Origin of the sequence: Lacunisphaera limnophila (assembly GCF_001746835.1) — a bacterium.
In the GTDB taxonomy this organism is placed as follows: domain Bacteria; phylum Verrucomicrobiota; class Verrucomicrobiia; order Opitutales; family Opitutaceae; genus Lacunisphaera; species Lacunisphaera limnophila.
On record NZ_CP016094.1, the window covers coordinates 2579964 to 2592556 of the forward strand.

The following is a 12593-nucleotide window of genomic DNA, read 5'->3' on the forward strand; positions in this document are numbered from 1 at the left end:
GTGCCGCGGTCTTCCGTCGAGGCGCTCTGATCGCCCGCCCGGACCGGCCGCCCCTTGCGGGACGGCCGGCGTGGTTGGGCGAATCAGAACAACCACTGACTGGAGACCGTTTAGCCGATGAGGCGGAGGGCGACCTGCGCGCTCTGGTTGGCCTGGGCCAGCATGGCGGTGCCGGACTGAACCAGGATGTTCCAACGCGCGAGTTGCGTGCTCTCGGACGCCACGTCCACATCGGTGATGCGGCTGTTGGCGGCCTCGATGTTGGCCTTGTTGACGGTGAGAACCTCGGCGGCGAAGCCCAGGCGGCTCTGCTCGGCACCGTTCGAAGCGCGCATCGTGGCGACGCTCTGGATGGCGTCGGTGATGTCGCTCAGGTCGATGTCGGCGAGGGAGCTCACACCGGTGTCGGTGAGGCCGCCCACACCGGCCGCGGTACCCTCGAGATCGCGACCCGCGAGGGCCACGGTCTGGCCGCCATCCTCGGACACCTCGACGGTGAGGGAGGTGCTGCCGAACAGGGCGACGCTGTTGAACGTCTCGCCGGAGAGCGAAGTGAGCTCGTCCTGCAGGGCGGTGAACTCGGCGTCGTAGTTCGCGAGATCGTCCGCGTTCTTGGTCGGATCACTGTACAGGGTCTTCAACTCGCTCATGCGGTCGAGGACCTTGCCGGTGACCTTCAGCACGCCGTCCTGCGACTGCAGGAAGGACACGGAGTTGCCGATGTTGCTGGCGGCGGCGCCGGAGCGCTTGGCCGCGGCAGACAGCTTCATCGACACAGCGAGACCGCCCGCATCATCGGACGGGTTGACGATTTTCGAACCGCTGGAAAGCCGGTTGAGGCTTTTCTGCAACGAGGTGTTCGAAGCGGACAGGTTGTTGGCAGCAACCGTGGCCGCGTAGTTGGTATTAATCACGACTGACATGGTATCTATCCTTGATTTATGCGACCTTCCGTCGTCGCCACGGACCCGGCTTGGCGGCGCCGGGTCAGACCGATCGAGGCGAATGCCTCAAAGGGGCGGCATGCCACGGGGGCACACCGAAGGGGGGAAGAACATACAGACAACCGCACTTGGTTTACGCGGCGGGACCGGCAATCACTCCGATCCCGCGCGGACTACGGGCGCTCCGTTTTACTGGAGCAGGCGGAGCGCGGTCTGCGCGCTCTGGTTGGCCTGGGCGAGCATGGCCGTGCCGGACTGGACCAGGACGTTCCAGCGGGCGAGTTGCGTGCTCTCGGCCGCCACGTCGACATCGGAGATGCGGCTGTTGGCGGACTCGAGGTTGGCCTTGTTGACCGTCAGGACCTCGAGGGCGAAGCCCAGGCGGCTCTGCTCCGCGCCGTTGGTGGCGCGATAGGTCGCGACGTACTGGATGGCGTCGGTGATGTCCGTGAGGGTGATGTCGGCCAGCGAGGTCACGGAGGTGGCGATCAGGTTGCCGATGCCCGCAGCGGTGGAACTGAGGTCCTTGTCGCTGATGTTGACGTTGGACGACCCGTCCTCCGAGACCGCGACACTGAGCGTGTCGGTGCCGAACAGCGCCACGCTGTTGAAGCTCTCACCCGTGAGGGAATCGAGCTCGGACTGCAGCGCGGTGAACTCGGCGTCGTAGTTCGCCAGGTCATCGGTGTTCTTGGTCGGATCGCTGTACAGCGTCAGCAACTCGCCCATGCGCTCGAGCACCTTGCCGGTGACCTTGAGCACGCCGTCCTGCGACTGCAGGAAGGAGACGGAGTTGCCGATGTTGCTGGCGGCGGCGCCGGAACGCTTGGCCGCGGCGGACAGTTTCATGGACACGGCGAGACCGCCGGCATCGTCGGCGGGGTTGACGATTTTCGAGCCGCTGGACAGACGGTTCATGCTCTTCTGGAGCATGCCATTCGAGGCGGCGAGGTTGTTCGCCGCGACCGTCGCAGCGAAGTTGGTGTTGATGACGACTGACATGGTATCTTCCTTGATTTTGAGTTGCGACGTCCGTGTCGCATTCGGCTCGGGGAGAAACGGTCCCTGAGCGGTCCGGCCTTGGTTCTGATTCGCGGCAACCCAGATAACGGCCCGACCTCGCGAAAGATTTAGACATGATTGGCACGGGATTTATTTTTTGCCCCGGTTTGCCCCTCCGTTTGCGGGTTCGGTTTTCGCTCGACGGCGCGCCTGGCGACGCGGGGGTTTTTCGGCCTCCAAAATAATTTTGCCGGGCTTAACTTTCCCCCCGGGTGACCGATGAAGGGGTGGGGCAGTGTCCCCGCTCCTCTCATGGCCACCATGCAACTCTCAGGACTCGCGTCCGGTCTCGACTGGAAATCCCTCGTGGACCAGTTGATGGACATCGAGCGCGCGCCCATTGACCGGATCGAGCGTGAACAGTTGGTTAACACCCAGCAGTCCAACGCATTGAAGGACCTGAATACCCGGCTTGCGACGCTGCAGACCGCGTCGACCACGCTCAGCGACCAGAGCCTTTTCTCTGGTCGGACCGCGGCTTCTGGCACCACCGGCTCCACCTGGAATCTTGCCGCCACCTCGGGCACTGCCGCCGGTAGCTATGCCTTTAACGTCACCCAACTCGCCACCAAGGCGCGCCGGGAGGGTGCCGCGGACATCACTTCGGGCCTCAACACCACTGCCGATGTCTCCGGTCTGACCTTGGCCACGCTGCGCACCGCCTCGATCCCCACCGCCGGGACCTTCACCATCAACGGCACTGCGGTGACCGTCGCCACGACGGACTCCCTCGATACGGTTTTCGCTGCGATTGCCACCGCCACCGGCAACGACGTGACAGCCAGTTACGACCCGCTGACCGACCGGATCACCCTCGACAGCGCCACCGATGCCGAGATCGTCCTCGGCGCGGCCAACGACACGAGCAACCTCCTCGCCGTGCTCAAGCTCGCCAACAACGGTACCGGCACCCTCACCAGCCACGGCACCCTCGGCTCCGCCCGCACCAACAGCACGTTCGCCACGGCCGGATTGCGTACCGCCATCACCGCGGTGGACGGCACGGGCGCCGGCTCCTTCACGCTCAATGGCGTCAACGTTGCCTACAACGTGAATACCGATTCCATCAGCACCGTGGTCAAGCGCATCAACGCCTCCGGCGCCGGCGTCACCGCCAGCTACGACGCCGTGAACGACCGCATGACCCTGGCCAACAACACCACCGGGGATCTCGGGATGACCGTCAGCGAATCCGCCGGCGGCCTGCTCGGGGCGCTCGGCCTGACCAGCGGCCACACCGTGGTCCGCGGCGAGAATGCCGAGTTCAGCGTCAACAACGGCGGCACCATCATCAGCACCAGCAACACCCTCGATGCCACCGCGCACGGCATCACCGGCCTGACCGTCACCGCCGACAGCACGACCGCCGAGACCATCACCGTCGGGGCCGACACCGCCAAGATGAAGGAAAAGATCGACGCCTTTATCACCGCCTTCAACGCGGTCGGACTCTTCATCGACGAGAAGACGAGGGTCACCTCCACCAACGGCAAGGTCACGACCAACGTTTTGACCAACAACCGCGAGGTGCAGGCCTGGCAACGCGACCTGCGCAGCCTCGGTTTCAGCGCCATTGCCGGACTCGGCGCCGTCGACCGCCTGGACGACCTCGGTATTGTGACCGACCGCGACGGCCGACTCTCCGTGGGCGACACCACCAAGCTGGAGGCCGCCCTCACCGACAGCGCGGCGGACGTCGAGGCCTTCTTCACGACGGCCACCACCGGCTTTGCGGCGAAGTTCAAGACCCGAGTCACCGCGATGATCGACTCCGGCGACGGGGTCCAGGAGCGCCTGGCCGCGACCAACAGCACCTTGGACCGGCAGATCGCCGACCTCGAGCGCCGTCTCGTCCAGCAGCGCGAACTCCTCACCAGTGGCTTCATTGCCATGGAGTCAGCCCAGTCGCAGATTCAGCAGCAGAGCTCGGCCATTGCCAACGCCTTTGGCACCAGTTCCTCCTGATGAACCACCGTCTTTTATCCCTTTCCGGGCTTCTCGTGCTGGCCCTCGGCGTGCTCGCCGGCTGCCAGAACCCGCCGGGGCATGCCGATCCCCTCGGCCTGGACAGCGGGCCGGGCTACACACCGGTCAATTTCCGGGGCGATGCCCAGATGCCCGGCGACCTGCACCGCGTCGTCGTGCTGCCGCTGCATGGCGGCGGCCTCGCCGCCGAGGAGACCCTCGAGGTGCTGGATGGCGTGCTCCTGAACGCTCTCCAGCAGCAGCAGCGCTTCGAGGTGATCCCGCTCTCCCGCGCGGACTGCCACCGGCTGTACGGCGCGGCCGATTTCTCCTCGGTGGCGGCCTTGCCCCACGGTTTCCTGGATCAGATCGCCACGCGCTATGCGGTCGACGCGATTCTCTTTGTTGACCTCACCGCCTTCCGGCCGCACCAACCGCTGGCGGTCGGGTTCCGGGCCAAGCTCGCCCGCGCGCATGACGTGCGCATGGTCTGGGCCTTCGACGAGCTCTTTTCGGCCGAGGATCCTAACCTGCGCCAGAGCATCCGTATGCGGCAGCGCACCGCCGTCCAGGCCCCCCTGGTGGATCCGACCCCCGCCGTGATGCAAAGTCCGGCCCGATTCAGCGCCGTGGCGGCCGAACTCATGTTTCGCACCCTGCCGCCCCGCTGAACCAGCCCGGGCTGGTAAAACGCTTACATGCACTTTACGTCTTTCCCTCTAAAGTCCGCCGCTCCGGCGACGATTAGCCACCTATCTCAAACGGCGTTCCCTGTAACAACAGTCAGAGGCTGACCGTGTTAAACCACAACGAAAGCCCATGATCAATTCCGCGTCTTCTTCCGACCGTGTGCTGCGCCCTGAGGGCGTGGTGCTCCATGCCAAAACGGCGCCCACCGGCGCCCAGGCCGCCGACCGCTTTTCCCCGGAAAATTCGGCCGCCCTCAAATCCGCCCTGCAGGCCCAGCCCGCGATCCGCCCCGAGGTGGTCGCCCGTGGCCGGGCCCTGGCCGCCGATCCCTCCTGGCCGTCGCCGGAGATCCTTCGCTCGGTCGGCAGCGCGTTGCTGTCCAGCCCCGATCCTCTCGACCAGGCGGACTGAGTCCATGTACGCCCAGAATTACGCGCGGACCTACCGCGCCAATTCGATCCTCACGGCCAGCCCGGGCCAGCTCGTGCTGCTCCTGTTCGACGCCGCCCTCAACTCGCTCGCGATCGCCCGCCAGGCCTGCGACCACGCCCCGGCCGATCCGCGCCAGTACGAGATCGTCAACGCCCAGCTCACCAAGGCCCAGAAGATCATCGCCGAGCTCCAGGGCACCCTGAACCTCGAGGCCGGCGGCGATTTCGCCCGCACGATGCACCAGCTCTACGACTATTACGACCGCCGCCTGGTCGAAGCCAACCTCCGCAAGCAGAGCGCCCCCATCGCCGAGGTGGAACGCCTGCTCGGCGAAGTGCGCAACGCCTGGTCCGAGATGCTGCGCCAGCAGGAGACCTCCGTCCCGTCTCCCGCCCTGCACCACGTCGCCTGACGATGGAGACCCCCGTCCAGACCGCACAGCGTCTGCTCACCGCGCTCGAGGAGCTGGTGGGGCAGGAGACGCTGCTCGTCCGCACGATGGATTTCGTCGAAGCCGTCGCCGTCCGCGAGCGCGCCGCCCCGTTGGTCGAAAAACTGTGCGCCCTGGCCGCCGTCCCCGCCGTGGCCTCCCTGCGCCCGCGCGTGGACCTGCTGCTGGAACGCTCCGGCCAGAATCATCATTTTCTCGACGCACAGCTGGCCCGCCTCCAAGGGGAGCTGGCTCGCGTCAATGAGGCCCGCGGCCGCCTGCGGCGCGTCGCTCCAGCCTACGGCCAACCGGCGCCCGTCACGCAGTCGCGACTGAACACCGCCGCCTGACCCTCCGGGGTTGCTCCGGCGCCTACGCGGTACGTCTCGCGGTCGGGGATTGGTCCCCGCCATGTCTTGGGCCGGCCGCGCCGGTGCTCACCCCACCGCCACCGCGGGTTCGGCCACCATCGGCTCCACGGCCGTGACCGCCACATGGGCGGGCGCCCCGGCCATCCACGTGGCCGCCAGGCGCCGGGCCTCGGTCTTCCACGAACAGTCCGGTTTCGCAAAGATGGAATGCATCACGGTAGCCTCGCTGCCCGCCCAGTTGAGCTGGGCTTTGAGGCAGCCCGACCCGTCGGCCAGCATGTAACTTTGCAGCAAAACGGAGCCGCGATTCTTCATGCCTTGGTCGGGCAGTCGCACGCCCAACTGCAGGCGGGCCAGCCCACTGCGGTAGTTCACCGCCCGGCTCGTCTGCCAGGATCCGTCATCCGGCGAGGGATCATCGGCTTGCAACGCACGCTCGAAGTCGGAGAGGAAGGAAAGCAGGCGGGAATTCATATCGGCGGATGTAAAGGAAGGGGACGCACCTGTCCCCATCGGACGCCCCGGCGCTTTCTTGAGAAATATATTTTTCAAGGGCGTTGAAAAGGCGTTGAACCGGCTCCCGGGCCCACCTATCTCTCATGGCCCCCCGTAACTGACCTGACATGCCGCTCGAGAAAGTCCTCATCGTGGAAGACGAACCGGTGGTGCGGAGCCTCCTCCAAGAGATCTTCACCCGCCGCAAGTTCACCGTATCCGTGGCGGAGACTCTGGCCCAGGCCGAGGCCATCACCCTGCGGGAGTCCTTTGACCTGGTGATGCTCGACATCCGCCTGCCGGACGGCGACGGCCATCACTTTCTGGAACGCCTCGCCACCCTGCCCGAACACCCCCTCGTCGTGATGGTGACCGGCTATGGCACCATCGAATCCGCCGTGGCCTGCATGCGCGCCGGCGCCTTCGACTACCTGGTCAAGCCCTTCCGGCCCTCCCAGATCGACATCCTCATCAAGCGCGGCCAGGCCTTCCGCCAGCTCGAGCAGGTCAGCCAGCTGCTCAGCGACGACCAGGACGACGCCCTGCTCGTGGGCCGCAGCCCCGTCATGAACCGCCTCCGCCAGCTGATCGAGCGCGTGGCCCCCACGGACGCCACCGTGCTCATCACGGGCGAAAACGGCACCGGCAAGGAGATGGTCGCGCGCGAGCTCTACCGCCGCAGCCCCCGCCGCGCCCAGCCTTTCATCAAGGTCAACTGCGCCGCCATCTCGGAAAATCTCATCGAGAGCGAGTTCTTCGGCCACGAAAAGGGCGCCTTCACCGGTGCCACCGACCGCCGCGCCGGCCGCTTCGAGCTGGCCAACCAGGGCACGCTGCTCCTCGACGAGGTCAGCGAGATCCCCGGCTCCCTCCAGGCCAAGCTGCTCCGCGTGCTCCAGGAGCGCGAATTCGAGCGCGTCGGCGGCAGTCGCACCATCAAGGTCAACGTGCGCATCATCGCCACATCCAACCGCGACATGCTCTCTTACATCGAGAAGGGTTCCTTCCGGCAGGATCTGTATTACCGCCTCAACGTTTTCCCGGTCCACGTGCCCGCGCTCCGCGAGCGCCCCGAAGACATCCTCATGCTCGCCGGCCACTTCCTCGCCCGCTGCAGCCGCCGTTTCGGTGCCAAGCTCTCCGGCTTTTCCCCCACCGCCGAGGCCGCCATGCTCGCCTACCGCTGGCCCGGCAATGTCCGTGAACTGCAGAACACCATCGAGCGCGCCGTGATTCTCACCGAGCCCCACCGGCCGGTGTCGGCCGCCGCGCTTGGCCTGCCCAACGCCGGCGGGGGTGATTCCGGCGAATCCCTCCTCAGCGCCGATTCCTTTGACTTTGAGCAGACGGACGGGCTTTCCGCGACGGCGGCGGTCGCCGAGTCGAGCCCCGCGGGCGTGCGCCCCATCGCCGAGATGGAGAAGCAGGCCATCAAGGCCGCGCTCCAGCAGACCGGCGGCAACCGCACCAAGGCGGCCGACCTGCTCGGTATCAGCATCCGCACCCTGCGCAACAAGCTGCAGGAATACCGCGCGGAGGGCGACCTGGTGGGCGCCGAGGCTGACGAGGAATAGGCGGATCGAACCTCCCGGCGAAAAACATCGCCGAACGTTGCTAAAGTCCCGGGCCGGCCGGCCGATATCTGGCAAGCGAATGATCGCTGCTCCTCGCCTCCCCATGCCTGCCGCCACTCAAGACATCTCCGAAACCCTGATCCGCGACAACATCAACCGCGCGGTCTGCGACGTGTTCAAGACCATGCTGCACCGCGTCGCCCGTCTCGGCGCGGTCTCCATCTCCGGCGGCCCCGAGGCCTGCCCCCGGCCCTGCGCGACGAAAACCTGGCCGCCAACCCCCAAGTGGTCGGCACCGTCGGTTTCCTCGGCGAGGTCAACGGCCTGATCTACCTCTACTTCGAGGGCGACTTCGCCAAGCACTGCACCGGCCACATGCTCGGCATGACCGATGCCGAGGTCGACGAGGCCGGCGACGAGGTCATCAACGACGCCATCGGCGAGATCACCAACATGACCGTCGGCAGCTTCAAGAACGGCCTTAGCGACCGTGGCTTTCCCTGCAAGCTCACCATCCCGTCCATCCTGCGCGGCCGCAATTTCTGCATCGAGCCCATCAGCGATTCCCAGCGCTTCATCTACTCCTTCGACTGCGAAGGCGAGCGCCTCGTGGCCGATATCCTCCTCAAGTCCGGCGATGCCGGTGAATAATCCCTTTCTGCCTCCCTCCCATGCGCAACAAGATCCTGACCGTTGATGATTCCAAGACCGTCCGCATCATCGTGCGGAAGACTTTCAAGAGCTACGACTGCGAGATCCTCGAGGCCGGCAACGGCGTGGAGGGCCTCGCCCTCGCCGCCAAGTCGATGCCCGACCTGATCCTGCTCGACGTGACCATGCCCGTCATGGACGGCGTCGAGATGCTCACCAAGCTCAAGGCCGATCCCCAGCTCAAGGGCATCCCCGTCATGATGCTCACCGCCGAGGGCGGCCGCGACCACGTGCTCAAGATCGCCAAGATCGGCGTGCGCGACTACATCGTGAAGCCCTTCGAGGAGGACGTCCTCATCGAGAAGGCCGGCCGCATCATCGATCTCAAGCCGCTGGCCGACAGCCCGACCAAAGCCCGCTCACTCACCGACCCGGCCACCATCCTTGTCGTCGAGGACAAGCCCGCCATCATCCAGCAGATCCAGGAAGGCCTCAAGCATACGCCGTGGAAGGTCGTCGGCGCCACCACCCAGGGTGAGGCGATCGACTTCTGCACCAAGTCGCCCCCGGACATCGCCATCCTCAGCCTCTCCCTGCCCGACGAGTCGGCCTTTGCCCTCTTTCGCCTCCTGCGCACCAACGTGAAGACCAAGTACACGCCCGTGTTCGGCCTCGTCGTGAAGACCGAGGTCAACACCGTCCAGCAGGCGCAGACCGTCGGCTTCACCACCGTCATCACCAAGCCCATCGACCCGCTCGACCTTGAGGCCCGCATCGCCAAGGCGATGAACCTCGATACCTCGACGCGCTATTTCACCATCCAGGACGGGTTCTTCCTGTTCAAGATGCCGGAAAACAGCACGCCCGCCGCTCTCGCCGAGATCGCCACGTACCTGAAGCCCAAGCTCACCGAAGCGGTCGATGCCGGCCACAACAAGGCGATCATCAACTGCGAGGCGCTGAAATCCCTCCACATGGGCGTGATCAAGCAGCTCGTCACGGCCATGCAGCTGTGCAAGGACACGGGCGTCAACTACGCCCTGGTCGGCAACCACCAGCTCACGGCCGAGTGCAAGGGCTTCGAGGAAACCCGCTCCTGGAACTTCCACGAGACCCTCGAGGAAGCCAAGGCGAGCATCACGAAAGCGCCGGCGGCCAGCGCCGCCCCGGCCCTCGCGACTGCCTGAGGGAGTCCGCCCCCCGTCCCCATCCGGCACCCTTCTTGGGTGCCGTTTTTTTTTTGGGACGTTCGCTTCAATGCGTACCAGCGTCGGCCTGGCTGTCGCCGGCCTCGCGGGGGCCGGTCCGGTCATCAACGCCGGCGCCATGTGGCTGTTGGCCTGAATCCCACCGCGCCGGCCCGGCGGTGTCTCAATGCGGCGCGGCAGGTTTCGTGACCTGCCCGTTCAGGCAGCGATGCAGCGCGCCGGCGAGCTCCGCCAGCGCGGGCGGCTTGTCCAGGATCTCGCGCACCCCGATTTGGCGCAGCTTCGCCTGCTTGCCCGGCTCGATGAAACCGGAAAGCAGCAGCACCGGCAGCTCCGGTCGCCGCACCAGCGCCTGCCGGGCGAGTTCATCGCCGGGCAGACCCGGCATGGCCAGGTCGGTCACCAGCATGTCGAAGGGATTGGTATAGAGGAGCGCCAGCGCCTGGAAGGGCTCGCCGCAGTAGGTGGCCTGGTAACCCAGTTTCTCGATCAGCCGTGTGATCACGGTGCCGCTGTCCGGCTCGTCGTCCACCACGAGCACCCGCTCGCCCCGCCCACCCGGCAGGTCCGCCGGGGCCCCGGCCGGCGCCGGTGCCTCGGCCGGTGGCAGCGTCGGCAGGAAAATCTCGAACAGCGTGCCCCGGCCCGGGGTGCTGTGCACCCGGATCGCACCGCCATGCGCATGCACCACGCTGTGCACCACGGCCAGCCCGAGGCCCGTGCCCTTGCCCGCCTCCTTCGTCGTGAAAAAGGGCTCGAAAATACGTTCCAGCGTCTCGGCCTCCATGCCCGCCCCGTTGTCCTCCACCGCCAGCCGCAGGTGCGGGCCCGGCTGCAGCGGCTGATGGTCGGCGGCAAAGGCCAGATCCACCGCATACTCGGCCAGCGTCACCTGGATCGTGCCGCCCGCCTCGGGCAGCGCGTGCCACGCGTTGGTGCAGAGATTGAGGATGACCTGGTGGATCTCCGTGGGATCCGCCAGCACCGCCGCGCACCCGGGGTCCAGGTGGCTCTCTAGCCGGACCATCGCCGGCAGGGTGGAACGCAGCAGATCGAGCGACTCGTGGGCCACGCTTTGCAGCCGCACCGGGCTGCGCGATGACTCCGTCTTGCGGCTGAAGGTCAGGATCTGTTGCACCAGGCCCTTGGCCCGCTCCCCGGACTTCATCACACCCTCCAGCCACGGCACGGCCGCGTGCCCGGGCTCCAGGTCGGCGAGGCTGAGCTGCGTGAATCCCAGGATCCCGGTCAGGATGTTGTTGAAGTCATGGGCAATGCCCCCGGCCAGCGTGCCGAGCGATTCCATTTTCTGGGCCTGCCGCAGCTGGGCCTCGCTCCGCCGCAGGGCCGCCTCGGCCTCCTTGCGCTCGGAGATGTCCCGCAGCATGTTCCGGCCCTCGAGCACCCGGCCGTTCGCGTCGCGGACAAAATCCGTGTTTTGCTCGACCCAGAATTGCCGGCCATGCTTGGCCACCACGCGAAACTCACAGGTGACGTGCCGGATGGAGGGATCGTTGATCCACTGCCGGTACTTGGCCATGACCTGCGGCCGGTCCTCCTCGGCCACCAGCCGGAAGCTCGACTGGCCCACCAGCTCCCCGGGCGCAAAGTCGCCCAAGACGTACATGGCCGGGTTGCAATAGGTGAAGATGCTCCGCCGGTCCGCGATGTAGTTGCCCTGGCTTACACTCTCCACCAGCGAGCGGTAAAGCTGCTCGCTCTCCCGCAGGGCCGCGGTCTTGGCCTCGGTCACCTGGATGGCATCCTCGTAAACGGAGGCGTTGTGGATCGCCAGCGCCGCCAGCTGGGCCAGGAGCACGCCTTTTTGCCGGTCCTCCGCATTGAAGCACTGGTCGGCCTCGCGCATGAAGCCGAGCACCCCCAGGCAGCGCGGACCGTGCAGGATGGGGAAGAGCGCGATCGCCTGAAATCCCGCCTGCCGGTACTGCGGCGCCGGCTCCGCGCCCGCGATGAGGCCGTGCCGGATGACCGGCTCCCGGGCGTCGATGGCCTGCCAGGATAACGCGGCCTCCCGGCGGCCGGCCCGCTGGCCGCCCCGGGTGGGGCGCGCCCCGCCGTAGGCATGGGTCACCAGTTCGTCACCCTCCACCAGCGCCACCTCCACCTGCGTCGCCTCCAGCAGCGGCGCCGCGTGACCGGCCAGGGCCTCCAGGATCGCCGCGCGCGACCGGCGCTCCATCAGTTCCAGCGTGGTCTGGTTCAACGCCTGCAAAAATTCCAGCTGACGGGACGCGGCGAGCTCGGTGGCCTTGCGTTGGGTCACGTCGATGTTTGTGCCGATCATCCGGCTCGCGCGACCTTGCTCATCATGGCCGGTCACCCGGCCGCGGCTGTGCACCCAAAGCCATTCGCCCTGTTGGTCCCGGAAACGGTATTCCTGGCTGTATTCCGCCGTGCGGCCGGCAATGCAGTCAAAGGAGGCCTTCGTGGCCCGTCGGCGATCGTCGGGGTGGACCCGGGCCAGAAGCTCGCGGATCGGGGTGACGGTCTCGCCCGGCGGCCCGCCGAGCATGCGCGACCAGTTGCCATCCAGTTGGACGCGGTTGGCCGCGACGTCGTAGTCCCAGATGCTCGTCAGCGTGGCTTCCAGCGCCAACGCCAGCGCCTCGTCGCGACGACGGCCGGATTCACCCGGCCCCCCGGACGGGGCGGGGAGGGCCGGGTAGGCGGTTGACTCATGGGGTCTACAAGCCGTAGCGGACAACGCCGGGTCTGTCCAGCCGGCCGGTCGTCGCGGGGCGCCTGGTGCC

Annotated in this window: 13 protein-coding genes; 9 read left to right on the forward strand and 4 right to left on the reverse strand. The window is 66.6% G+C overall.

The window, feature by feature from the left end; all coding sequences use genetic code 11:
* Positions 1 to 110: 110 nt before the first annotated feature.
* Both Verru16B_RS10675 and Verru16B_RS10680 read right to left on the reverse strand, forming a co-directional pair.
* A complete protein-coding gene (locus Verru16B_RS10675) occupies positions 111 to 923 on the reverse strand; it encodes a flagellin (RefSeq protein ID WP_069962271.1) in 813 nt (270 codons plus the stop codon).
* 210 nt (positions 924 to 1133) lie between these two features.
* Positions 1134 to 1946: a flagellin gene (locus Verru16B_RS10680; RefSeq protein ID WP_069962272.1), complete on the reverse strand. Its 813-nt coding sequence runs from the start codon at positions 1944 to 1946 to the stop codon at positions 1134 to 1136.
* A gap of 312 nt (positions 1947 to 2258) precedes the next feature.
* Between Verru16B_RS10680 and fliD the strand changes: the two genes are divergently transcribed.
* The 5 genes from fliD (at position 2259) to Verru16B_RS10705 (ending at position 5873) form a co-directional block, all read left to right on the forward strand.
* Positions 2259 to 3971, forward strand: a complete 1713-nt coding sequence (fliD, locus tag Verru16B_RS10685; RefSeq protein WP_069962273.1) for a flagellar filament capping protein FliD — start codon at positions 2259 to 2261, stop codon at positions 3969 to 3971.
* Positions 3971 to 4642 (forward strand): hypothetical protein, encoded by a 672-nt coding sequence (locus Verru16B_RS10690; protein ID WP_069962274.1) that lies wholly within the window; start codon positions 3971 to 3973, stop codon positions 4640 to 4642. The genes fliD and Verru16B_RS10690 overlap by 1 nt, the downstream gene beginning before the upstream one ends.
* Before the next feature lie 148 nt (positions 4643 to 4790).
* Positions 4791 to 5072, forward strand: a complete 282-nt coding sequence (locus tag Verru16B_RS10695; protein WP_069962275.1) for a hypothetical protein — start codon at positions 4791 to 4793, stop codon at positions 5070 to 5072.
* A 4-nt stretch (positions 5073 to 5076) separates the two neighbouring features.
* Positions 5077 to 5505 carry a flagellar export chaperone FliS gene (fliS, locus tag Verru16B_RS10700; protein ID WP_069962276.1) on the forward strand — a complete coding sequence of 143 codons (429 nt, stop codon included), beginning with the start codon at positions 5077 to 5079 and terminating at the stop codon, positions 5503 to 5505.
* Positions 5506 to 5507: 2 nt separating this feature from the next.
* Positions 5508 to 5873, forward strand: a complete 366-nt coding sequence (locus Verru16B_RS10705) for a hypothetical protein (RefSeq protein ID WP_069962277.1) — start codon at positions 5508 to 5510, stop codon at positions 5871 to 5873.
* A gap of 87 nt (positions 5874 to 5960) precedes the next feature.
* Here the strand turns inward: Verru16B_RS10705 and Verru16B_RS10710 are convergent, their stop codons facing one another.
* Positions 5961 to 6368, reverse strand: a complete 408-nt coding sequence (locus Verru16B_RS10710) for a hypothetical protein (protein WP_069962278.1) — start codon at positions 6366 to 6368, stop codon at positions 5961 to 5963.
* A gap of 149 nt (positions 6369 to 6517) precedes the next feature.
* On the opposite strand from Verru16B_RS10710, the gene Verru16B_RS10715 reads away from it, so the two are divergent.
* The 4 genes from Verru16B_RS10715 to Verru16B_RS10725 all read left to right on the forward strand — a co-directional run bounded on the left by Verru16B_RS10715 (position 6518) and on the right by Verru16B_RS10725 (position 9801).
* Positions 6518 to 7963, forward strand: a complete 1446-nt coding sequence (locus Verru16B_RS10715; protein WP_069962279.1) for a sigma-54-dependent transcriptional regulator — start codon at positions 6518 to 6520, stop codon at positions 7961 to 7963.
* A gap of 103 nt (positions 7964 to 8066) precedes the next feature.
* Positions 8067 to 8291, forward strand: a complete 225-nt coding sequence (locus tag Verru16B_RS18855; protein ID WP_237023389.1) for a hypothetical protein — start codon at positions 8067 to 8069, stop codon at positions 8289 to 8291.
* On the forward strand, positions 8249 to 8614 hold the full coding sequence (locus tag Verru16B_RS10720; RefSeq protein WP_237023390.1) for a chemotaxis protein CheX: 366 nt from the start codon (positions 8249 to 8251) through the stop codon (positions 8612 to 8614). Before Verru16B_RS18855 ends, Verru16B_RS10720 begins: the two co-directional genes overlap by 43 nt.
* Before the next feature lie 20 nt (positions 8615 to 8634).
* Entirely contained in the window at positions 8635 to 9801 is a 1167-nt protein-coding gene (locus Verru16B_RS10725) for a response regulator (RefSeq protein WP_069962280.1), read from the forward strand.
* Positions 9802 to 9985: 184 nt separating this feature from the next.
* Here Verru16B_RS10725 and Verru16B_RS10730 read toward each other — a convergent pair whose 3' ends face one another.
* A complete protein-coding gene (locus tag Verru16B_RS10730) occupies positions 9986 to 12439 on the reverse strand; it encodes a hybrid sensor histidine kinase/response regulator (protein WP_069962281.1) in 2454 nt (817 codons plus the stop codon).
* Positions 12440 to 12593: the final 154 nt, after the last annotated feature.

Excerpts from the sequence above, each read along its gene's own strand:
- fliS (WP_069962276.1), top strand. The coding sequence starts at position 5,077 with ATGTACGCCCAGAATTACGCGCGGACCTACCGCGCCAATTCGATCCTC.
- Verru16B_RS10725 (WP_069962280.1), top strand. The coding sequence starts at position 8,635 with ATGCGCAACAAGATCCTGACCGTTGATGATTCCAAGACCGTCCGCATC.
- Verru16B_RS10705 (WP_069962277.1), top strand. The coding sequence starts at position 5,508 with ATGGAGACCCCCGTCCAGACCGCACAGCGTCTGCTCACCGCGCTCGAG.
- Verru16B_RS10680 (WP_069962272.1), bottom strand. The coding sequence starts at position 1,946 with ATGTCAGTCGTCATCAACACCAACTTCGCTGCGACGGTCGCGGCGAAC.
- fliD (WP_069962273.1), top strand. The coding sequence starts at position 2,259 with ATGGCCACCATGCAACTCTCAGGACTCGCGTCCGGTCTCGACTGGAAA.
- Verru16B_RS10695 (WP_069962275.1), top strand. The coding sequence starts at position 4,791 with ATGATCAATTCCGCGTCTTCTTCCGACCGTGTGCTGCGCCCTGAGGGC.
- Verru16B_RS10690 (WP_069962274.1), top strand. The coding sequence starts at position 3,971 with ATGAACCACCGTCTTTTATCCCTTTCCGGGCTTCTCGTGCTGGCCCTC.
- Verru16B_RS10710 (WP_069962278.1), bottom strand. The coding sequence starts at position 6,368 with ATGAATTCCCGCCTGCTTTCCTTCCTCTCCGACTTCGAGCGTGCGTTG.
- Verru16B_RS10675 (WP_069962271.1), bottom strand. The coding sequence starts at position 923 with ATGTCAGTCGTGATTAATACCAACTACGCGGCCACGGTTGCTGCCAAC.
- Verru16B_RS10715 (WP_069962279.1), top strand. The coding sequence starts at position 6,518 with ATGCCGCTCGAGAAAGTCCTCATCGTGGAAGACGAACCGGTGGTGCGG.
- Verru16B_RS18855 (WP_237023389.1), top strand. The coding sequence starts at position 8,067 with ATGCCTGCCGCCACTCAAGACATCTCCGAAACCCTGATCCGCGACAAC.